This window comes from Geodermatophilus sp. SYSU D01176, assembly GCF_054050015.1.
This window is the reverse complement of sequence record NZ_JBJGYN010000020.1, coordinates 42897-63277: the sequence shown is the minus strand read 5'-3', so window position 1 is coordinate 63277 and position 20381 is coordinate 42897. Positions and strand designations below refer to the sequence as shown.

Below are 20381 nucleotides of genomic sequence, written 5' to 3'. Positions count from 1 at the left end.
CGGGATGACGCTGTCAGGACGACGGGCCGTCGTCCGGCAGGTAGTGGCTGACCGCGAACGGGCAGCCGATCAGCACCAGCACGGCCATCACGCCGAACACCGCCGGCCCGAACAGGAAGGTCGCGGCCACCGCCACCACGGCGCCGGCGAGGACGAGCCAGAACGCCCCGCGCCCGGGTGGCCGGACCCGCACGCCGGGGGCGGCGCTGAGGCGAGCGGCCAGGTCGGGGTCCTCCCGGGCGAGCTCCTCGCCCAGAGCGCGCAGCACGGCGTCGTCGTCCACGGCACGGCCTCCGGTTCCGGCACGTGCGGCGCCCCTGGCTCGGGCGCGACGGGGGGCGCGGTCGGCGTCGTCCCCGGGGGCGCGCCCCGCGATCAGCCTCCGCCGTCGGCGACCCTCCCGGAAGCCCCTCGTGCGCGGTCCGGGCCCGGACGCGTCGGAGGCCGGGCCCCGTACGGGACCCGGCCTCCGGTTGGCCCCCTGCAGGGACCCGCCGCGAGCGTGCGAGTGGCGGGGGGGGGGGCAGGGGGTCCTGTGTCAGACGCGGGAGGTGCGGCCGCCGACGGCGGTGCGCACCGGACCCAGCGCGATGACCAGACCCACGATCGCGGTGAGGACGTGCAGGACGTTGTCAGCGGCGTTGATGCTGAGGAAGTCCCACGGCTGGCCGATCGCGATCAGCCCGTAGACGAACGCGGCGCCGTAGCCGACGGCCAGCAGCCAGCCGTAGGTGCGCGCGCCGGCCAGGGTGCGGGCCAGCAGCAGGCCGGCCACACCGATGACGATGTGGACGACGTTGTGCATGCCGTTGATCTCGAAGCCGACCAGGGTCTGGTTGGTGTCGTGGGCGAAGAAGTCGCCGAAACCGGTGACGAAGAAGCCGACGATCCCGACCAGCAGGTAGATCGCGCCGAACGCCAGCCCCAGCAGCTGGGGCCAGGTCATGGCGCCGCGGCCGGTGCCGGTGTTGCCGGATGTTGCCGACATGGGGGTCCTCCCGATGTGCGTGCGCGGCCCGTCCTGTATTGGACGGTCCGGGCCCGGATTACCCCCGCCTGACAGCCGGTAACGGTCATCCCCCGATCGGAGGACGACCGTTGCCCGACTGTTATCTGCGGGGACGTGGCCCGTCACCTGGGAGTTCGCAGCGAGCCGCCATCCCGGTTCAGTCGGGCGCCCGTGGGTCAGCGCGGGGTGGGCCGGGGTCGGCGGACGACGAACGGACCGATGGCGAGCAGGTCGACCGGCGCCGAGCCGAAGCACTCCAGCGCGTCCCGCGGGTCGTCGACCATCGGCCGCCCGGCGGTGTTCAGGCTGGTGTTGACCACCACCGGGATGCCGGTGCGCCGCTCGAAGGCGGAGATCATGCGGTGCACCAGCGGCTCGGTCTCGCGGTCGATGGTCTGGATGCGCGCCGTCCCGTCGACGTGGGTGACCGTCGGGATGCGGTCCTTCCACTCCGGGGCGACGTCGTGCACGAAGAGCATGTACGGCGAGGGGATCGGACCCCGGCTGAAGATCTCCGGCGCCCGCTCCAGCAGGACCATCGGCGCCACCGGGCGGAACTGCTCCCGGCCCTTGACGTCGTTCATCCGCTCCAGGTTGGCCTCGTGGCCGGGGTGGGCCAGCAGCGAGCGGTGGCCGAGCGCGCGCGGGCCGAACTCGCTGCGGCCCTGGAACCAGGCGACGATGCCGTTGTCGGCCAGCACCTCGGCCACGGCCTCGGCGACGTCGTCCGGCCGCTCGTAGTCGATCGCCGCCGTCTCCAGCCACTGCTGTATCTCGTCGTCGCTCCAGCCCCGGCCGAGCGCGGCACCCGGCATCGGCTCGGTGCGCTCGCCCAGCTCCGCGGCCACGTGCAGGGCCGCGCCCAGCGCCGTCCCGGCGTCGCCGGCGGCGGGCTGCACCCAGACCTGCTCGAACGGGCTCTCGGCGAGGATGCGGGTGTTGGCCACGCAGTTGAGCGCGGTGCCGCCGGCCAGGGTGAGGATCTTCTCGCCGGTCTGCTCGTGCACCCAGCGGGCCAGGTCCACGAGCACCTCCTCCAGGCGCTGCTGGACGCTGGCGGCCAGGTCCGCGTGTGCCTCGGTCCAGTCGTCACCCTTGCCGAGACGCGGCGCGTACTCGGAGAAGCCGATCCTCTCGGTGCGGAAGCCGCCGTCGCCGGTGGCGCGGATCAGCTCCGAGAGCTCGCCGACGAACCGCGGCTTGCCGTAGGAGGCCATCGCCATGACCTTGAACTCGTCGGAGCTGCGCAGGAACCCGAGGTGGTCGGTGAGCTCCTCGTACATCAGGCCCAGCGAGTGGGGGAGCGCCTGGCCGGCCAGGACCTCCAGGTGGCCGTCGGTGTAGCGGCCGGACAGGTGGCTGTGCGCCTCGCCACGGCCGTCGAGCACCAGCACCGCGTTGTCCCGCTGCGGCGCGGCGAGCCCCGCGGAGGCGGCGTGCGCCACGTGGTGCTTGACGAAGCGGACCTTCGCCGGGTCGAGCCCCGGCAGGGCGTGGGCCAGGAAGTCCGGCGCCTTCTCGGCGTACATCTTCCGCATGACGTCGCCGTCGTCGAACAGGCCGGACTCCTCCGGCGTCCCCATGAGCGCGGGGTCGAAGGAGTAGGCGACGGCGTCGAGCTCCTCGGGGCGGACGCCGGCGTGCTCCAGGCACCACGCCGCGGACAGCTCGGGCAGCTCCCAGGCGCTCCACGGCAGCGGGCGCTTGCCGTGCTTGCGCCGACTGAACCGCTCCTCCTCGGCCGCGGCCACGACCCGGCCGTCGATGACCAGGGCCGCCGAGGGGTCGTGGTAGATGGCGTTGATGCCGAGGACCTTCACCCGTGTACTCCTCTCGCCGGGCACGCGGGTCGCCCGGTCTCCGTGGTGATCATCGAGCCGTCGGGGGCCGTCCGCAGGGCGAACGGCGGTTTCCGCGGAAACCGCCACCCGCTCAGGTGTCGCGGCGCTGGAGCAGGTCGTTGTCGAGGACGGCGGCCAGCGCCAGCGTCTTGTAGCCGACCTCCTCGAACAGGACGACGAGCCGGTCGTCCTCCACGCGCATGACGACGCCGGGGCCCCACTCGGCGTGCTGCACGGCGGCCTGCGGGGGGAACGGGGTCTCGTCGTCGTCGGGCTGCTCCTGGGACAGGCCCGCGTCGCAGTTGTCGCAGTTCCCGCACGGCTTCTCCAGTTGCTCGCCGAAGTACCCGAGCAGGAACTGCCGGCGGCACTCGGTGGTCTCGGCGTAGCCGCGCATCATCTCGACCCGGCTCTGGTCGACCCGCTCGTGGTGCTCGGCCAGCTCCCGGGCGGCGGCCGCGGCCTCCCCGGGCGGGGGCGCATCCTCGGCCGGGTGGGCGGCGCCGTCCTCGTCGAGGACGACGGCCGACACCTGCTCGAGCAGGTTGAGGTCGCGGGCCAGGGGAGTGGCGGCGCGGCCGGTCTCCTCGCGCAGCTGCTTGACGTCGACGCCGTCGTCGATGCCGGCGGCCTCGGCCGCGCCGACCAACCCGGCGACCTGCTGCAGCTCCTCCTCGGCCGGGACGCCGGCGGCGAAGAACCGGCGGAGGCCCAGGTCCTCCTGGCGGTACACGAGCAGGGCCAGCGCGGGCTGCCCGTCGCGACCGGCGCGGCCGATCTCCTGGTAGTAGCTGTCGACGGAGTCGGCGGGCTCGGCGTGGACGACGAATCGGGTGTCGGGCTTGTCGATGCCCATGCCGAAGGCGGTCGTGGCGACGACGACGTCCAGCTCGTCGTCCATGAACGCGCGCTGGGTGTCCTCGCGCTCGGACTTCTTCAGCCCCGCGTGGTACGGCCGCACCCGCAGCCCGCGCTCGGTCAGCTCCGCGGCGACGGACTCGGTGCCCTTGCGGGTGGCGCTGTAGACGATGCCGGGTACCCGGCCCGCGCCGACCAGCTCGATGACGCGGTCGAGCACGGCCTGGTCCTTGCCGTGGGCGTCAGCGTGCTGCTCGACCTCCAGCCGGATCTCCGGCCGGTCGAACCCCGCGACGACGACCCGGGCGTCGCGCATGCCCAGCCGCTCGACGATCTCCGCGCGCACCGGCGGTGCGGCGGTGGCGGTGAGGGCGAGCACCGTCGGGTGGCCGAGCTGCTCGATGACGCCGCCGAGCCGCAGGTAGTCGGGGCGGAAGTCGTGGCCCCACGCGGAGACGCAGTGCGCCTCGTCGACGACGAACAGCGCCGGACGGGCCTCGGCGATGGCCTCGACGACCTCCGGCTTGGTCAGCTGCTCGGGGGCGAGGAAGAGGTGGCGGACCGTTCCGCCCGCCAGGCCCTCGAGCGCGGCGCGCTGGTCGCCGGCCGAGAGGGCCGAGTTGAGCTGGGCGGCCCGGCCGTCGAGCCCGTCCAGTTCGGCGAGCCGCTCCACCTGGTCGCGCTGCAGGGCGATGAGCGGGGAGACGACGAGCACCGGCCCGTCGACCAGCTGGCCGGCGACCTGGTAGACGGCGGTCTTGCCGGCGCCGGAGGGCAGCACGGCGAGGGTGTCGCGCCCCGAGGCGACCGACTGCATCGCCTCCTCCTGGCCCGGCCGGAACTCGTCGTAGCCGAGGAGCTCGCGGGCGGTCTCCCGGATGCGGCGGGTGCGGACGGAGGGGGACGCCCCGGCGGGGTCGGTCTGCTTCTTGCGGGGCACCGGCCCCCGCTGCCCGACGCCCGGGATCGGCAAACGACTCGCAGGTGACGGCCGGACGTTCCCGCGGGAACGCCGTCGCCGTCCGGGGGTGCGCCGGCCGGGTCAGTCGCCCAGCCGGTGCGGGGAGCGCGGTGTCCGGTGTGCGTCTCCGCGGGAACGCGCACGTTCCGCCGGGAACGGCGGCTCAGGTGGTCTGGCCGGCCCCGATCCCGGCCTCGGCCTCGGCCTCGGCCTCGCCCCCGATCCCGGCTGCGGCCTCCGCGGCCAGACGGCGCAGCAGGTCGCCGTGGCTCATGAGCACGCCCACCGCGTAACGCAGGTCCATCCGCTCGCCGTTCACGGGCATCGTCTCGGCCAGGGGTGGTTCGCCTGTCGGGAAGAGGACCCGGCTCAGCGCGGCCGACGCCTCTCCGGCGGTGGCCGGTCGGCGGCTCGGGCTGCCTCCTGGGTCGGTGCGGGGACCACCGGCGGTGCGGCGGCCGGGTGGGGATGCGGGCGCCGGTCGTGTCGCGACGCCCCTCGGTCGGCTCCCGGGGCGGCGTCCGTGCCGTCCCGTCGCCACGTGCCGACTCCTCCGGGCCGGGCGCGTTCCCGTGTCGGAGTCGCTGTCGCTGGTGCCGGGTGGCACGGGGCGCCGCCCGGTCCGGGTGTCGATGGGGTGGACGCCGGTGAAGGGGTCCGCGGTGGTCGGCCGGGGCGCGCCGACGTCGTCAGGGTCGACGGGGAGTGAGCCGTCGTCGAGGCCGGGGAGACCGGCGTGGAAGGCGGCGTCGGCGGTGCCCCAGACGTGCCGGCCGTCGGGTGCGGTCGCGACGAGCCGCCCCGCGACGCGCGCCAGCACCAGGTCGAGGTCGTGCACCAGGCCGTGGTCGACGTCGCAGAGCAGGACGAGGTTCCACGTGGAACGCCACCGGGATGGCCCGTACGCGTCGAGGCGGCGGGGCGTCCCGCGAGACGGTCCCGCGGAGACGTGTCCGTGCGGGACGTTCTCGCGGGAAGGCCGTGACTCAGCGCAGGGGTGAGCGGCGGGACCCGACGTCGGCGGACTCGGCGGCCGCGCGGCCGGCCCAGTAGCCCCCGGCGTCCATCGAGGAGCGGCTGCGGGAGCTGCGCACGCGCGGGAAGAGCTCGGTGAACACGTCGTCGACCGCCACCTGACGCGAGCGCAGCACGGGCAGCAGGTCCACGCCCTGCTCGGCGGCGGCAGTCGCCGTGGCCCGCTCGCGGGCGCTGGTCAGCCGCTCGCCGATGCGGCCCGCGTAGCCGAGGAGGAACGCCCGGCGGAACGACCGCGAGCCCGACCGCCGTCCCGCTGCCCGCTCGGCGGCTCCGAGCGCCTGCCCCACCTGCAGCAGCAGCGAGGTGAACAGCAGCTCGACCGCGTCCAGATCGGCGGCGAGGCCGACCAGGTTCGCGATGCCCAGGCCCTGGTACCAGACCAACCGGACGCCGTTGGCGTCGGCGACCGCGCCCAGCAGCTGCGTCTTGGCCCGCACGTACGGGTCGTCGACGTGCACCCGGCGGGTGGCGACGTCCGTGCGGGGTGGTGTCCCGCCGGCGTCCAGGAGTGCCGTGTCGACCGCGTGACGGGTCATCAGCTCCTGCGCCTTGGTGGTGAGCGCCTCGGCCTCCTCGGCGTACTCCGTCGACTCGGCCTTCGCCAGCAGTGCCCGGATGCGCCGCAGCACGCGCGCGTCGTCCGCCGCGGACGCCACCGGCCCCCGCCGCGCTCCCGCACCCCACCGGGACGGCGGCGGCACCAGCTGGTCGATGCGGGCCAGGCAGCGCAGTGCGGTGGCGAGCACCAGCACCGTCCGCCACGACTCCTCGGCCGGCCGGCCCTGCGCGCGGTGCCAGGCGGCCACGACCGCCGGGTCCCCGGGCGTCAGGGCGCCGAGCTCCCGCAGCTGCGCCACCCACCCGTCCGGCGCGCGGGTGGCGGCGCCCGCGAGCCGTGCCCCCTCCGCGACGAGCGCGACCAGCAACCGGGACGACCGGGCCGTACCCCGGCCGCGGACCGCGTGCGCCACATCGGCCGGCTGCCACCCCCGCTCCCACGCGCCCGACAGCGCCTCGAGCAGCAGCTGCGTCGTGTGCCCGCCGGCGTCGACCGAGGGATCGGCCGCGGCGAGCCCCGAGGCCGTGGCGGCGAGGGAGGGGCTGCCGGGAGACCAACCGCGGTGCAGCAGCAGGTCCCGGAGCCGGGCATCGGAAGCGGTCGTCGCGGCCATGCCCGGGATGCTCCCCCGACCGTCGGACGGTGCCGGGGAGGAGCTGTGGACGGCCGGTCGTCGTCCACAGGCCCCGGTCACCTCGGACGGCTGAGCCAGTCCCGCTCGATCTGCTCCGCGGTCGCCGGGCCGCCCAGGAGGAAGCCCTGGACCTGCGGGCACCCCAGCTCCTGCAGGCGCTGGAGCTGCTCCTCGGTCTCCACGCCCTCGGCGGTGACGGAGGCGCCGAGGTGCCCGGCGAGCGCGAGCACGGCCGAGACGATCGCGTCGGTCGGCCGGTCGTCGGGCAGCCGCGCGACGAAGGAGCGGTCGAGCTTGAAGGCCTGGGGCGTCCGCTCGCGCAGCGCCGCGAAGCTGGAGTAGCCGGTGCCGAAGTCGTCCACGGCGAGCGTGACGCCGGCGGCCGTGAAGCGCTCCAGCGCTGCCCTCGCGCCCGGCTCCATGGCGCAGGACTCGGTCATCTCGAGCTCGAGGGCGTCCGCCGGCAGCCCGACGCGGTCGAGCAGGGCCAGCACGCGCGGGGCGAAGTCCGCGGGGAGCAGCTGACGGGTCGAGACGTTGACCGCCACCCGCGGGGTCGAGGTGGACCCGAAGGTCCGCCGCCACCGAGCGGCCTGGGTGCAGGCCTGCTCCAGCACCTGCATGCCGAGGTCGTGGATCAGCCCGGTCTCCTCGGCCACGGCGATGAACTCCGCCGCCGGGACGGCCCCGCGCTCGGCGTCGTGCCACCGGGCCAGCGTCTCCACGGCCGCGAGCCGGCCGTCCGCCACTCGCACGATCGGCTGGTAGGCGACGGTCACCGCCCCGGCCCCGACCGCCCGGCGCAGCGCGGCGCGCAGACCCAGCCGGTCCCGGGTCTGCCGGCGCAGCGGTTCGTTGAAGACCTCGTACCGGTTGCCCCCGGTCGCCTTGGCGCGCTGCAGGGCCAGGTCGGCCGCCCGGAGCACCTCCTCGGCGTGCCCGTCCTCGTCCGGGCCGGCCAGGCCCTCCCGCTCCCCGCGCAGCCGGGGCCCTGCCAGGCCCTCGGCGTCGGCGAGCGCCACCCCGACGCTGCCCGTGACCACGACCTCCCGGCCGTCGACGGCGCACGGCTCGGCCAGCGCGGCGAGCAGCCGCTCGGCCACCCCCGCCGCCTCCTCGACACCGGTCACGCCGTCGAGCAGGACGGCCATCTCGTCCCCGCCGAGGCGGCTGACCAGGTCGCCGGGCCGCACCGCCTTCTCCAGCCGGCGCGCGACCGCCACGAGCAGCTCGTCGCCGGCGTCGTGCCCCAGCTGGTCGTTGACCCCCTTGAAGCCGTCCAGGTCGCAGTAGAGCACCGCGAACCGGCTGTCCGGACGGCGCTCGGCCCGGTGCGCCGCGGCCTCCAGGCGGTCCATCAGCAGGACCCGGTTGGCCAGCCCGGTGAGCGAGTCGTGGACCGCCGCGTGCTCAGCGGCCGCGATGCTGGCCTGCCGGCCGGTCACCAGCGCGCCGAGCATCAACCCGGCCAGGGTGAGGGTCACCAGGCCCAGCTGCAGCCGCAGCGGGCTGTCCACGACATCCCGGCCGACCAGCGCCACGGCGACGGTGTTGGCGACCAGGACGGCGAACGCCACCCGGGGCAGCCCGCCGCGGACGGCGATCCAGATCAGCGGCACGAACACCAGGTAGGCCAGGTCCAGCCCGCCGACCGCCGGCTCGCCGTAGGCCAGGTACAGCGTCGCGAGCAGCAGCGTGCCCTGGCCGACGAGTTCCAGCCGCGGGTCCAGCGCGCGGGCGGCCAGCCGGCCGAGCCACCGTGGCCGGACGCGGCCCGCCCAAGCCCGGTGCCCGTCCCCGCGGCCGACCCGGACCGGCCCGGGGAGCGCGGGCCGGTCGCGCCAGAGCGCGGGCACCCGCCGGCTCGCGACGAGCAGTGCGGGCGTCAGCACGCCGACGCCGGTGGCCCGGCCCGACCAGAAGCCGAGGACGCCCCGGAACAACTCGCCCCGGCTCAGCAGCCCCACGACGGTGTACTGGAGGACCTGGACGACGGCGACCAGGAACGGCCCGGCGACGGCGGCCAGCCCCAGCAGCCAGATGACGTCGCGCTGCGCGGGGAGGCGGGGGTCGATCCGCAGCCGCCGGAGCAGCAGCCAGGCCACGGCCGTGTAGACGACGGTGCTGACCAGCCCGCCGAGCCAGACGCTGACCCAGCCGACCCCTGGACTGCTCACCACCAGTCCGTGCAGGGGGTCGGTCAGCAGGAGGAGCGGGGCGTACCGCAGCCCGAAGACCAGCAGCAGGGCGAAGCTCAGCCCGGTCGGGGGGTACCACAGCGACACCTCCTGGCGGGCCTGGAAGACGCTGGCGATGGCGTCCAGCCCCAGCCAGAGCCCCAGGTACAGCACCGAGACGATCAGCGGACCCCGCCACCTCCGGCGCATGTTCCCCCGTCCCCCTGCTCTCCCGACGGGAGCGGGCGCCGGCTGCATCCCCACCTCGTCCAGGTCCGGGTCCTACCCCGCCGGCCGCTGTCCACCGCTGGACGACGGGTCGGATCGTGGCGCGCCCCCGGATCGGGTGCGGCGGCTAGCCTGCCCCGGTGACGACCGCCTACCGGATCGCCGAGGCCGCGGGCCTGCTCGGCGTCAGCGACGACACGGTGCGCCGGTGGATCGACAGCGGCCGGCTCCCTGCCTCCCGCCACGGCGGCGGCCCGGCCTCCGTCGACGGCGCCGACCTGGCCCGGCTGGCCACCCAGCTGCACGAGGCGCCCGAGCCCGGCGCCACCCGCGGCTCCTCGGCCCGCAACCGGCTGACCGGCATCGTCACCCGCGTCGTCCGCGACACCGTGATGGCCCAGGTGGAGATCCAGGCCGGGCCGTTCCGGCTGGTCTCCCTGATGTCGCGCGAGGCGGCCGACGAACTCGGCCTGGATGTCGGGGTGCGAGCCGTCGCCACGGTCAAGGCCACCCAGGTCAGCGTCGACATCCCCTGACCGCACCCGCGGGAGGCACTGCCCGACCGGGTAGTCGCAACTGCGGGCCCGAGCGGGTTACCGTCCCGCAGGCGCGGACCGCGGCGGTCCGCCGAGGGAGGTCCCATGTCCAAGCGTGCCCTGCTCGGCGCGGCGCTCGTGCTCGAACTGGCCGGCTGCGGCGGGTCCGCGGACGGCGGGACGGCGGCGGCGAGCGACGGCCCGGCCGGGCCCGGCGGCACGCTCACCGTCTTCGCCGCCGCCTCGCTGACCGACGTCTTCACCGACCTCGGGGGCCGGCTCGAGGCCGGCGACCCCGGCCTGGACGTGCAGTTCAACTTCGCCGGCAGCTCTGCGCTGGCCACGCAGATCACCCAGGGCGCCCCGGCCGACGTCTTCGCCAGCGCCAACGGGTCGCAGATGGCCGTCGTCACCGACGCCGGGCTCGCCGACGGCGAGCCGCAGGTCTTCGCCGCCAACGTGCTGCAGATCGCCGTCCCGGCGGGCAACCCGGCCGGGGTCACCGGCCTGGCCGACCTCGCGCGGGAGGACCTGACGATCGCGGTCTGCGCGCCACAGGTGCCCTGCGGCGCGGCCGCCGAGGACGTCCTCGCCGCCGCCGGCGTGGCCGCCGTCCCCGACACGCTCGAGGAGGACGTGCGGGCCGCGCTGACGAAGGTCGAGCTCGGCGAGGTCGACGCCGCGCTGGTGTACACGACCGACGTCACCGCGGCCGGGGACGCGGTCGAGGGCATCGACGTCCCCGAGGCCGAGCAGGTCGTCAACGAGTACCCGATCGCGGTGCTGGCCGACGCGCCCAACCCGGAGGCCGCGGCCGCCTTCGTCGAGCTGGTGCGCTCGGAGGAGGGACAGCGGGCGCTCGCCGACGCCGGCTTCCGCACCCCGTGAGTGGACAGCGGCGTGAGCATCGCAGCGAGCGCCAGCGAGCGAGGAGCGGAGCGCCGCCCGGGAGCGAACCGTGGGCATCGTGAGCCGGCGCAGGGAGGCCGGCGTCCCGCTCCCGCTGCTCGTCCCCGCCGTCCTCGCCGTCGCCTTCCTCGTGCTGCCGCTGGCCGGCCTGGTCCTCCGCGCCCCGTGGGGGGAGCTGCTGCCGCAGCTGACCAGCCCCGCGGTCGGTCAGGCCCTGCGCCTCAGCCTCGTCTCGGCGACGGCCGCGACCGCGTTGTCGCTGGTCCTCGGCGTCCCGCTGGCCTGGGTGCTCGCCCGGTCCCGCGCCCGCGGCCGGTCGGTGCTGCGCGCCCTGGTCACCGTGCCCCTGGTGCTGCCGCCCGTGGTCGGCGGCGTCGCGCTGTTCCTCGTCCTGGGCCGGCAGGGCGTCGTCGGCAGCTGGCTCGACGACGCCTTCGGCCTCACGATCCCGTTCACGACGACCGCGGTGGTGATCGCGGAGACGTTCGTGGCGATGCCCTTCCTCGTCATCAGCGTCGAGGGGGCCCTGCGCGCCGCCGACGCCCGCTTCGAGGACGCCGCCGCCACCCTGGGCGCCGACCGCTGGACGACGTTCCGCCGGGTCACCCTGCCGCTGGTCGCACCCGGGATCGCCGCCGGCGCGGTGCTCTGCTGGGCGCGCGCGCTCGGCGAGTTCGGCGCCACCATCACCTTCGCCGGCAACTTCCCGGGGACGACTCAGACGATGCCGCTCGCGGTCTACCTGGCCCTGCAGCAGGACCCCGACGCGGCGATCGTGCTCTCCCTGGTCCTGCTAGTCGTCTCCGTCGCCACGCTCTTGCTGTTGCGTGACCGCTGGCTCACGAGAGCGGCGGTCCGGTGAGCCTCACCGCCGACATCCGGGTCGACCGCGGCCCGCTGACCGTGGAGCTCGGCCTCGAGGTGGCCGACGGCGAGGTGCTCGCCGTCCTCGGCCCGAACGGCGCCGGCAAGTCCACCCTGCTGCGCGTGCTCGCCGGCCTGCTGCCGCCCAGCGGCGGCCGGGTCGCCGTCGGGCCCGAGACGTGGGACGACGTCCCCGCCGGCGTGCACGTGCCCGCCCACGAGCGCCGGCTCGGCATGGTCTTCCAGGACCACCTGCTGTTCCCGCACCTGTCGGTCACCGACAACGTCGCCTTCGGGCTGCGCACCCGCGGCGTCGGGAGGCCCGCCGCCCGCGCCGCGGCCCGCGAGTGGCTGGCCCGCGTGGGCATCGCCGACCTCGGCGACCGGCGGCCCGGACGGCTCTCCGGTGGCCAGGCCCAGCGGGCGGCGCTGGCTCGCGCGCTGGTGGGGGAGCCGGCGCTGCTGCTGCTCGACGAGCCGCTCTCCGCGCTGGACGCCCGCACCCGGCTGACCGTGCGCGCGGAGCTGCGCCACCACCTCGCCGACTTCCCCGGCAGCACGGTGCTGGTCACCCACGACCCGGTCGACGCGATGGCGCTGGCCGCCCGGGTGGTCGTGGTCGAGGAGGGCCGGGTCGTGCAGGCCGGGACGCCGGCCGACGTCAGCCGCCACCCGCGCACCGACTACGTCGCCCGGCTGGTCGGCCTGGCGCTGCTGCCGGGCACCGGCGAGGGGACGACGGTGCGGCTGGACGGCGGCGGCCGCGTGGCGGTGGCCGAGGAGACCGCGGGGCCGGTGTTCGTCGCCGTCCGCCCCGAGTCGGTGGCGCTGTACCCGGCGCGCCCGGAGGGCAGCCCGCGCAACGTGTGGCCGGCCCGGCTGGTCTCGGCCACCCCGCACGGGTCGACCGTGCGCTGCGAACTGGACGGCGAGGTGCCGCTGGTCGCCGACGTCACCGCGACCGCTTTCGCCGAGCTCGGCCTCGCCCCCGGCACGCCGGTCTGGGCCGTGGTCAAGGCCTCCGAGGTGGCGGTCTACGCACGCTGAGACGGAGCGCGCTGCGCAGGATCCGGCGGCTCGAGCAGGAGCGCGACGTCGGGGTGCAGGAGGGCCAGCCCCCGGTCCAGGGTGGCCAGCCGACCGTTGCGGGCCCGCGCCAGGGCCGCCAGGTAGGCGTCGGTCACCTGCCGGTGCCCGACGACGCCGCGGAGGTCCACCTCGCCGTAGCCGAGGTCGTCGGGCCAGAACTCGTGCCGCTCGCTGGAGGTCCAGCCGCGCAGCACGGTCCTGGTGTCGTCCACTGCGACGCCGGCTCGGAGCAGGTGGCGGACCAGCGCTCCCTGGGTCACCGGGCAGGTCGAGAAGCGCCCGGCGTCGGAGACCCACCACTGCCGGACCGGCTCGTGGTGGACGTGGTCGGTCACGACGAGGGCGATGAGCACGTTCGCGTCGAGGAGGTTCGTCACTCCTCGTCGTCCAGCGACCGCACGTCCTCACTGGTCGTCGGTCGGCCGAGGGAGATGACGGGCAACCCGGTCAGCTCGTCGGTCGTCACCCGGCTCGGCCCGGGCGCGGTGAGAGCCGCCCGCAGCAGCCGGGTGACGGTCTCGCTCAACGAGGTCCCCGCGTCGCGGGCGATCGCCGTGGTCAGCCGGTGCAGGTCCTCCGGGAGGTCGATGGTGGTCCGCACTGCGCCATGATGCGCCGCGGCCCTTACCTGCATCAAGGTGCGGAGCCCTGTGCCAGGGTGGACGGCATGGGATCGGTCGCGGGACTGGTGCTCGCCGCGGGTGGCGGGCGGCGCTACGGCATGCCCAAGGCGCTGGTGGAGTACGAGGGCAGCCTGCTGGTCGAGCGGGCGGTGCGGACGGCGCGCGCGGTCTGCGACCCGGTGCTCGTCGTCCTCGGGGCGCAGGCGGTCGACGTCTGGCGGACCGCGGACCTCGACGGCGCGACGGTGCTGGCCAACCGCGACTGGGAGAGCGGGATGGCGTCCTCGCTGCGGACGGGGCTCGACGGGCTGCGCGGTTGGCCGGGACGGGTCGACGCCGCGCTGGTCACCCTCGTCGACATGCCCGGGATGACGCCGGAGGCGCTGGCCGCGGTCGCGGCGCACGCCGCCCCCGAGGCGCTGGCCGTCGCCTCCTACGACGGCGTCCGGGGGCACCCGGTGCTGCTCGGCCGCGAGCACTGGGCCGGGGTCGCCGGGACCGCGACCGGCGACGAGGGCGCCCGCCGCTACCTGGCCACCCACGACGTCACCGAGGTCGACTGCACCGGCCTGGCCGATCCGACCGACCTGGACGTGCCGCCCGGCGGGGTACCGTCGGCGCCGTGATCGCCCGGGTCGTCGACGCACCCCTGTCCGTCGCCGAGCACGAGGACGCCGTCGCCGACAAGGCGGCCGGCGCGGTCGTGTCGTTCGCCGGGGTGGTCCGCGACCACGACGGCGGCCGCTCGGTCACCGAGCTGGAGTACGTGGGCCACCCGAGCGCCGAGCAGGTGATCGTGGAGCTGGCGCAGGAGTTCGCCGCCCGGCCCGAGGTGCACGCCGTCGCCGTCTCCCACCGGGTAGGCATGCTCGGCATCGGTGACGTGGCACTGGCCTGCGCGGTCAGCACCTCGCACCGCGGGGACGCCTTCGCCGCCTGCGCCGAGCTCGTCGACCTGGTGAAGGAGCGGCTGCCGATCTGGAAGCGGCAGGTCTTCACCGACGGCGAGGAGGAGTGGGTCGCCTGCCCCTAGAGGGCCTGGCGGGACCGCGGCACCAGCCGCGCCTCGACGATCTTCGTGGCGCCGACGGCCCGCGCGGCGACGTCGCCGCTGCGCTGCCGCACCCGGTCGAGCATCTCGGTGTCGTTGAGCGGCATCGTGGCGACCAGCAGCTCGGCCTCGTCCAGGAGGGCCTGGTCGAGGACGGCGTCCACCAGGCGGGTGCCGGTGCCCACCGGCAGGTGGCCGGACTCCACGTGCATCGCCGAGGCGACGACACCCGGTTCGCCGGTGCGGCGGATGTCGGCCTCGGCGAGGACGCGGCCGTCGGCCTGCACCCGGACGACGGACAGGACGGATGGGGGCATGTGACGTCTCCACGACTCGGCGGGTGATCCGGCCCGGCAGACCGGCGGCGGCCCACGTGCGGGGCCTGCAACAGCGCGGCACTGCACCGTCACGGGACAGCCTCGCGTGCCTTCCGTGCGCGGGGGTAGGGACTTCCGTCCCGACCCCGGCCGGGTGCCCGGTCAGTCGCGGGCAGCCGGGGGCGGCTCGGACGGCGTCATGCCGGCGGCGAGCAGCGTGCTCAGCAGGCGCGCCACCGCCTCGACCAGGGGCAGGTCGTGTGCGGCGCTGCGGGGCCGGGCGCGGAACCCCCACGCGCACAGCGTGCCGAACAGGTCGCCGTCCGGGGTGACCAGCGGAACGCCGATGTAGGCGGCGATCCGCGCGGCCGGCCCGCTCATGCGCTTGGCGAAGGCCGGGACGGCAGCGGTGACCGTGGCCGCCCGCGGGGCCTCGCCGGCGACCATGGCCCGGCAGAAGGTGTCCGCCCACGGCAACCAGGTGCCCGGGGGGATCACGTCGGGTGGATGGGCGTGCACCACGACCTGCCGGTCGTCCACCACCCGGGTCACCACCCACACGTCCCAGCCCAGGCGCCGGTGCAGCGCCTCGAGCGCCCCGCAGGCCGCGTCCTGGAAGGTGCGCCAGGGGGCGACGTCCAGCACCGGGGGAGTGGCCACACCCCGATCGTCCTCGGTCCGTCCCGATTCCGGTACGGGATCGTGCACAGTCAGCGGGTCGGGGCCGCGCCGCCGTCCGGGTCCCGCCGGACGGTGTCCTCGCGGAGCGCGGCCTCCTCCTCGGCCTCCGCCTCCAGGCGGTGGGCCTCCCCGTGCAGCTGTGCCGCGGCGTCCCCGTGGGACTCGCCGTACACCTCCTCGGCGCGGCCGACCAGCTCCTCGACCTTGGCCTTGGCCCTCTCCCAGATGCTCATGGGGTCATTCTCCGACGACCGGTGGCCGACGGGCCCGTTCTCGGGCTCGTCGGCCACCGGCGCCGTTCACCCCCCGGCGAAGGGCGGCAGCACGTCGACGACCGTGCCCGGCGCCAGCGTGAGCGACCGGTCCCGGGTCTGCGTGCCGTCGACCAGGAACGAGCAGGCGGTGAGCACCTTCTCCAGACGCTCCCCGTGCGCCTCGACGATCTGGCCGACGAGCTCGGCCAGGGTGCCGGCGTCCCGGGTCTCGGTGTCGACCCCGGCGGCGGCGCGGGCCCCGGCGAAGTAGCGGACGGTGACGGGCACGGGCCTCAGCCGCCGATCGCCGACATCGGCCGGGCCGGCTGCAGGAAGCTCGGGTCGTCGATGCCGTGCCCGGGCAGCTTGCCCAGGGTGGCGATCCGCCAGCGGTCGGCCAGCTCCGCGTCGGTGGCGCCGTCGCGCATCGGCGTCCGCAGGTCGGACTCCTCGCGCGCGAACAGGCAGTTGCGGACCTGGCCGTCGGCGGTCAGCCGGGTGCGGTCGCAGCTGCCGCAGAACGACCGGGTCACCGAGGCGATGACCCCGACGGTCGCCGGGCCGCCGTCCACCAGCCAGCGCTCGGCGGGGGCCGAACCGCGCTCCTCGGTGTCGGGGGTGAGGGTGTACGCGGCCGACAGCCGCTCGAGGATGTCCTCGGCGGTCACCATCTCGCCACGGGTCCAGGCGTGGTGGGCGTCCAGCGGCATCTGCTCGATGAAGCGCAGCTGGTAGCCGTGCTCCAGGCAGAAGTCCAGCAGCGGGACGGCGTCCTCCTCGTTCATGCCGCGCAGCAGGACGGCGTTGACCTTGACCGGGGTGAGCCCGACCCGCTGGGCGGCGGCGAGGCCGGCGAGGACGTCGTCGAGCCGGTCGCGGTGGGTGAGCTGCCTGAAGCGGTCGCGGTCGACGGTGTCGAGGCTGCAGTTGATCCGGTCCAGGCCGGCGGCGGCCAGCGCGGGGGCGACCCGGGCCAGGCCGATCGCGTTCGTGGTCAGGCTGACCTCGGGGCGGGGCTCCAGCGCGGTGGTGGCGGCGACGATGCCGACCAGGCCCGGGCGCAGCAGCGGCTCACCGCCGGTGAACCGGACCTCGCGGATGCCGAGCTGCTCCACGCCGATGCGGACGATCCGGGCGATCTCCTCGTCGGTGAGCACCTCGACCTTGGGCAGCCAGTCCAGGCCCTCGGGCGGCATGCAGTAGGTGCAGCGCAGATTGCACCGGTCGGTCAGTGACACCCGCAGGTCGGTCGCGACGCGGCCGTGCCGGTCCACCAGCCCGCCGGTGCCGGGGGTGGGGTCCGGACGGCGGACCACCGGGTCCGGGAGCGGGCTGGTCGAGGTCACACCCCGAATGTAGTGCGCGGGGGTGACGGTGTGCCCTCCCCGAACGGGCGGTGCGACCGGCGGCGGTCCCGTGCGGATGGTGTCCGGCAGCGGTTTCCGCGGAAACCGGCGGCGGGGCGCGGGAGTCCGTTGCTACGGTCGCGGAGCCACCCGAGAGACCGGCGGGCAGCACCGCACTCGCCTGTGGCCAGGAAGCGCGAGACGTCCCGTGTCAACCGTGTTCGGCCCCTACGCCCGCCTGTTCGCCGTCCCCGGCTCGCTGGCGTTCTCCTTCGCCGGGTGGGTCGCCCGGCTGCCCATCCCGATGCTCGGTCTGGGCGCCGTCCTGCTCGTCGCCGCCGAGACCGGCAGCTACGGGCTGGCCGGCGCGGTCTCCGGCACGCTGGCGCTGAGCTTCTCGGTCGCCAGCCCGCAATGGGCGCGCGCCATGGACCGCCGCGGCCAGGGCGCCGTCCTGCGCTGGGCGATGACCGGCTACCTGCTGGCCGGCTACGGCTTCGTCGCCGCGGTGACCCTCGGGGCGCCGCTGTGGACCTGGTTCGCGCTGGCCGCGCTGTGCGGCGCCAGCGGGCCCAACATCGGCTCGCTGGTGCGCGCCCGCTGGGTCGAGGCGCTGGCCGAGCCGGACCGCCGGCAGACCGCCTTCGCCCTGGAGGCGGTCGTCGACGAGGTCGTCTTCGTCGTCGGCCCGCCGCTGGTCACGCTGCTCGCGACGCTGGTCGCCCCGCCCGTCGGCTTCCTCACCGGCATCACGCTCGGTGCGGTCGGTGGCTTCTGGCTGGCCGGCCAGCGTGCCACCGAGCCGGCCGTGCAGCCGGCCGACCCCGGCGGGCCGTCCCGCCGGTGGGCCGCGCTCAACGCGACGGTGCTGGTCGTGGCGGTCAGCTACGCGGCGGTCGGCACCGTGTTCGGCGCGATGGACGTCGTCGTCGTGGGCTTCGCCGACGAGCAGGGTGCGCCCGCGATGGCCGGGGTGGCGCTGGCCGTCTACGCGTTCGGCAGCCTCGTCGCGGGGCTGGTCTACGGCGTCGCCCGGCTGCCCGGGACGCTCGCCGCCCGCTTCGTGGTCACCGCCGTCGCGTTCGGCCTGGCCGCGCAGCTGCTGTGGGGCGTCGGTTCGCTGGCGGTCCTGGTGGCCGTGGGGTTCCTCGCCGGCACGGCCATCGCGCCGGTGCTGGTCTCGGGGACCTCGCTGGTCGAGTCGCGGGTGCCGCGCACGGCCCTCACCGAGGCGCTGTCGTGGACGACCACCGGCCTCACCCTGGGCGTCACGGCCGGGTCCGCGCTGGCCGGCGCCGCCGTCGACGCGTGGGGCGCGGAGTCCGCGTTCGCCGTCCCGGCGGGCGCCGCGGCGCTCGCGGCGCTGCTGGCGCTGGCCGGGGCTCCGCTGCTGCGGGCCCGTCCCGCACCCGTCCTCCCACCCCCGGCCCGGCTGCTCGACCACTCCTGACGACGGTTGAGCACGCGGGGCTCCCGGGTAGGCGGGGTCCCGGCAGGCCGCGCGCCCGGGTGCGTGCGCGGCGCCCCCATCCGTCAGCGAGAGGAGCCCTCGTGGCCAGCGTGCCCACGATCCGACTCAACAACGGCGTCGAGATCCCCCAGCTGGGGTTCGGCGTCTACCAGGTCCCGCCGGAGGACACCGCCGACGCCGTCTCCACCGCCCTGGAGATCGGCTACCGGCACATCGACACCGCCGAGATGTACGGCAACCAGAAGGGCGTCGGCGAGGCCGTCGCGCGCTCGGGTCTCGACCGCGGCGAGGTCTTCGTGACCAGCAAGCTGAACAACGGCTCCCACCGCCGGGACGACGCCCTGCGCGCCTTCGACCAGACCCTGGGCGACCTCGGCTTCGACCACCTGGACCTCTTCCTGGTCCACTGGCCGCTGCCGGGGATCGACGTCGACTACGTCGAGACCTGGAAGGCGATGGAGGAGATCTACGCCAGCGGCCGGTGCCGGGCGATCGGCGTCTCCAACTTCCAGGCCCACCACCTGCGCCGGCTGTTCGCCGAGACGGAGGTGCGCCCGGCGGTCAACCAGATCGAGGTGCACCCCTACCTCACCCAGGAGGAGCTCCGGGCCTTCGACGCCGACCACGAGATCGTCACCGAGGCCTGGTCGCCGATCGCGCAGGGCAAGGTGCTGGGCGACCCGGCGATCGTCGCCGTCGCCGAGCGGCTGGGCCGCGCCCCGGCCCAGGTGGTGCTGCGGTGGCACGTGCAGCGCGGGGACGTCGTCTTCCCGAAGTCGGTCTCCCGCGAGCGCATGCAGGAGAACTTCGCGCTGTTCGACTTCGAGCTCGGCGCCGACGACATGGCCACGCTGACGAGCCTGGACCGCGGCGAGCGCACCGGCCCCGACCCGGACACCTTCAACTACGTCCCCGGCTGAGGCTCTCCGGATCCGCGCGATCACGGCGCCGGGACCACCTCCAGGACCGCGAGGTGGTCCCGGCGCCGTGATCGTCGCGAGCTGTCGGCGGCAGGAGACGGAGGACGCCCTGCGTGCTCAGCGCGCGGTACGGGCCGTCACGGGCGACGACGCCGCGAGCTCCCTGCCGCACGGAGCCCAGCAGCGCATCACGGGGACTCGGTGACGAAGTCGATGAGCTCCTCGACCCGGCCGATGAGGGCCGGCTCCAGGTCGGTCCAGGTGCGCACCCGGGCGAGGATCCGCTGCGCCCAGACGTAGCCGGTGTCGTCCTCCCAGCCCAGCCGCCGGCAGACGCCGTCCTTCCACGACTCGCCCTTGGGCACCGTGGGCCACGCCCGGATGCCGACGACCGACGGCTTGACCGCCTGCCAGATGTCGATGAAGGGGTGCCCGACGACGAGCGCGTACTCCCCGGTGACCTGCCCGGCGATGCGCGACTCCTTGGAGCCCGTCACGAGGTGGTCGACCAGTACGCCGAGCCGCCGTCCGGACGCCGGGCGGAAGTCGCGCACGATGCCGGGCAGGTCGTCGACTCCGTGCAGCGGCTCCACGACGACGCCCTCGATGCGCAGGTCGTGGCCCCACACCTTCTCGACCAGCTCGGCGTCGTGCTTGCCCTCGACGTAGATCCGGCCCTCGCGGGCGACCCGGGCGCGGGCGCCGGCGACGTAGGTCGAGCCGGAGGCGCTGCGGGTCGGGGTCGCCGGTGCCTGCGGCTTCGGGCGCACCAGCACGACCGGCCGGCCGTCGACCCAGAAGCCGGGCCCCAGCGGATAGGCGCGCACCTTCCCGAACCGGTCCTCGAGGTGGACGACGTCCTTCTCGCAGCGCACCACGGCGCCCACGAAGCCGGAGCTCGGGTCCTCCACGACCAGGTCGCGCTCGGCCTCGACCTGGGGGCTGGGCTTCTTGACGGTGCGCGGGTGGACCAGGTCGTCGTACGGCGAGCGGGGAGGCACGCCCTCCAGGATGG

The 20381-nt window shown here is 75.5% G+C and carries 23 protein-coding genes; 8 read left to right on the top strand and 15 right to left on the bottom strand.

Annotation, left to right across the window (positions count from 1 at the left end):
• Positions 1–13 precede the first annotated feature (13 nt).
• The 7 genes from ACI78Z_RS12850 to ACI78Z_RS12820 form a co-directional block, all read right to left on the bottom strand.
• A complete protein-coding gene (locus tag ACI78Z_RS12850) occupies positions 14–283 on the bottom strand; it encodes a DUF3040 domain-containing protein (RefSeq protein ID WP_457036925.1) in 270 nt (89 codons plus the stop codon).
• Positions 284–538: 255 nt separating this feature from the next.
• The gene (locus tag ACI78Z_RS12845) at positions 539–988 is read right to left on the bottom strand and encodes a DUF4383 domain-containing protein (protein WP_457036924.1); all 450 of its coding nucleotides are present in this window, start codon (positions 986–988) and stop codon (positions 539–541) included.
• 197 nt (positions 989–1185) lie between these two features.
• Positions 1186–2829, bottom strand: a complete 1644-nt coding sequence (locus ACI78Z_RS12840; RefSeq protein ID WP_457036923.1) for a carbamoyltransferase family protein — start codon at positions 2827–2829, stop codon at positions 1186–1188.
• A 112-nt stretch (positions 2830–2941) separates the two neighbouring features.
• Positions 2942–4648 (bottom strand): RecQ family ATP-dependent DNA helicase, encoded by a 1707-nt coding sequence (locus ACI78Z_RS12835; RefSeq protein WP_457036922.1) that lies wholly within the window; start codon positions 4646–4648, stop codon positions 2942–2944.
• Between the two features lie 184 nt (positions 4649–4832).
• The gene (locus tag ACI78Z_RS12830; protein ID WP_457036921.1) at positions 4833–4988 is read right to left on the bottom strand and encodes a hypothetical protein; all 156 of its coding nucleotides are present in this window, start codon (positions 4986–4988) and stop codon (positions 4833–4835) included.
• A 667-nt stretch (positions 4989–5655) separates the two neighbouring features.
• Entirely contained in the window at positions 5656–6879 is a 1224-nt protein-coding gene (locus tag ACI78Z_RS12825; protein ID WP_457036920.1) for a DUF2786 domain-containing protein, read from the bottom strand.
• Between the two features lie 77 nt (positions 6880–6956).
• On the bottom strand, positions 6957–9287 hold the full coding sequence (locus tag ACI78Z_RS12820; RefSeq protein ID WP_457036919.1) for a putative bifunctional diguanylate cyclase/phosphodiesterase: 2331 nt from the start codon (positions 9285–9287) through the stop codon (positions 6957–6959).
• Positions 9288–9445: 158 nt separating this feature from the next.
• Between ACI78Z_RS12820 and ACI78Z_RS12815 the strand changes: the two genes are divergently transcribed.
• The 4 genes from ACI78Z_RS12815 to ACI78Z_RS12800 all read left to right on the top strand — a co-directional run bounded on the left by ACI78Z_RS12815 (position 9446) and on the right by ACI78Z_RS12800 (position 12661).
• Complete coding sequence (locus tag ACI78Z_RS12815) at positions 9446–9841, top strand: TOBE domain-containing protein (protein WP_457036918.1); 396 nt, start codon at positions 9446–9448, stop codon at positions 9839–9841.
• Between the two features lie 105 nt (positions 9842–9946).
• Complete coding sequence (gene modA, locus ACI78Z_RS12810; protein ID WP_457036917.1) at positions 9947–10729, top strand: molybdate ABC transporter substrate-binding protein; 783 nt, start codon at positions 9947–9949, stop codon at positions 10727–10729.
• Between the two features lie 79 nt (positions 10730–10808).
• A complete protein-coding gene (locus ACI78Z_RS12805) occupies positions 10809–11612 on the top strand; it encodes an ABC transporter permease (protein WP_457036916.1) in 804 nt (267 codons plus the stop codon).
• Positions 11609–12661, top strand: coding sequence for an ABC transporter ATP-binding protein (locus tag ACI78Z_RS12800; RefSeq protein ID WP_457036915.1), 1053 nt, complete (start codon positions 11609–11611; stop codon positions 12659–12661). The genes ACI78Z_RS12805 and ACI78Z_RS12800 overlap by 4 nt, the downstream gene beginning before the upstream one ends.
• On the opposite strand, the gene ACI78Z_RS12795 is transcribed toward ACI78Z_RS12800, so the two are convergent.
• Together ACI78Z_RS12795 and ACI78Z_RS12790 are read right to left on the bottom strand one after the other, a co-directional pair.
• The gene (locus ACI78Z_RS12795; protein WP_457036914.1) at positions 12649–13080 is read right to left on the bottom strand and encodes a TA system VapC family ribonuclease toxin; all 432 of its coding nucleotides are present in this window, start codon (positions 13078–13080) and stop codon (positions 12649–12651) included. The genes ACI78Z_RS12800 and ACI78Z_RS12795 overlap by 13 nt on opposite strands.
• Positions 13077–13304: an antitoxin gene (locus ACI78Z_RS12790; protein ID WP_457036913.1), complete on the bottom strand. Its 228-nt coding sequence runs from the start codon at positions 13302–13304 to the stop codon at positions 13077–13079. Before ACI78Z_RS12790 ends, ACI78Z_RS12795 begins: the two co-directional genes overlap by 4 nt.
• A 66-nt stretch (positions 13305–13370) precedes the next feature.
• Here ACI78Z_RS12790 and ACI78Z_RS12785 point away from each other — a divergent pair, with 66 nt between their 5' ends.
• Together ACI78Z_RS12785 and ACI78Z_RS12780 are read left to right on the top strand one after the other, a co-directional pair.
• The gene (locus ACI78Z_RS12785; RefSeq protein WP_457036912.1) at positions 13371–13952 is read left to right on the top strand and encodes a nucleotidyltransferase family protein; all 582 of its coding nucleotides are present in this window, start codon (positions 13371–13373) and stop codon (positions 13950–13952) included.
• Entirely contained in the window at positions 13949–14359 is a 411-nt protein-coding gene (locus ACI78Z_RS12780; RefSeq protein WP_457036911.1) for a molybdenum cofactor biosynthesis protein MoaE, read from the top strand. The genes ACI78Z_RS12785 and ACI78Z_RS12780 overlap by 4 nt, the downstream gene beginning before the upstream one ends.
• On the opposite strand, the gene ACI78Z_RS12775 is transcribed toward ACI78Z_RS12780, so the two are convergent.
• The 5 genes from ACI78Z_RS12775 to moaA all read right to left on the bottom strand — a co-directional run bounded on the left by ACI78Z_RS12775 (position 14356) and on the right by moaA (position 16975).
• Positions 14356–14694: a hypothetical protein gene (locus ACI78Z_RS12775; protein WP_457036910.1), complete on the bottom strand. Its 339-nt coding sequence runs from the start codon at positions 14692–14694 to the stop codon at positions 14356–14358. The genes ACI78Z_RS12780 and ACI78Z_RS12775 overlap by 4 nt on opposite strands.
• Before the next feature lie 162 nt (positions 14695–14856).
• Positions 14857–15354: a GAF domain-containing protein gene (locus ACI78Z_RS12770; RefSeq protein ID WP_457036909.1), complete on the bottom strand. Its 498-nt coding sequence runs from the start codon at positions 15352–15354 to the stop codon at positions 14857–14859.
• A 50-nt stretch (positions 15355–15404) separates the two neighbouring features.
• Positions 15405–15608, bottom strand: a complete 204-nt coding sequence (locus tag ACI78Z_RS12765; RefSeq protein ID WP_457036908.1) for a hypothetical protein — start codon at positions 15606–15608, stop codon at positions 15405–15407.
• Between the two features lie 66 nt (positions 15609–15674).
• Positions 15675–15917: a MoaD/ThiS family protein gene (locus ACI78Z_RS12760; RefSeq protein WP_457036907.1), complete on the bottom strand. Its 243-nt coding sequence runs from the start codon at positions 15915–15917 to the stop codon at positions 15675–15677.
• Between the two features lie 5 nt (positions 15918–15922).
• Positions 15923–16975 carry a GTP 3',8-cyclase MoaA gene (moaA, locus tag ACI78Z_RS12755; RefSeq protein WP_457036906.1) on the bottom strand — a complete coding sequence of 351 codons (1053 nt, stop codon included), beginning with the start codon at positions 16973–16975 and terminating at the stop codon, positions 15923–15925.
• Between the two features lie 208 nt (positions 16976–17183).
• On the opposite strand from moaA, the gene ACI78Z_RS12750 reads away from it, so the two are divergent.
• Together ACI78Z_RS12750 and ACI78Z_RS12745 are read left to right on the top strand one after the other, a co-directional pair.
• Entirely contained in the window at positions 17184–18425 is a 1242-nt protein-coding gene (locus ACI78Z_RS12750) for an MFS transporter (protein ID WP_457036905.1), read from the top strand.
• Between the two features lie 110 nt (positions 18426–18535).
• A complete protein-coding gene (locus ACI78Z_RS12745; protein ID WP_457036904.1) occupies positions 18536–19366 on the top strand; it encodes an aldo/keto reductase in 831 nt (276 codons plus the stop codon).
• 188 nt (positions 19367–19554) lie between these two features.
• Here the strand turns inward: ACI78Z_RS12745 and ACI78Z_RS12740 are convergent, their stop codons facing one another.
• Positions 19555–20367: a DUF3097 domain-containing protein gene (locus ACI78Z_RS12740; protein ID WP_457036903.1), complete on the bottom strand. Its 813-nt coding sequence runs from the start codon at positions 20365–20367 to the stop codon at positions 19555–19557.
• Between the last annotated feature and the right edge of the window lie 14 nt (positions 20368–20381).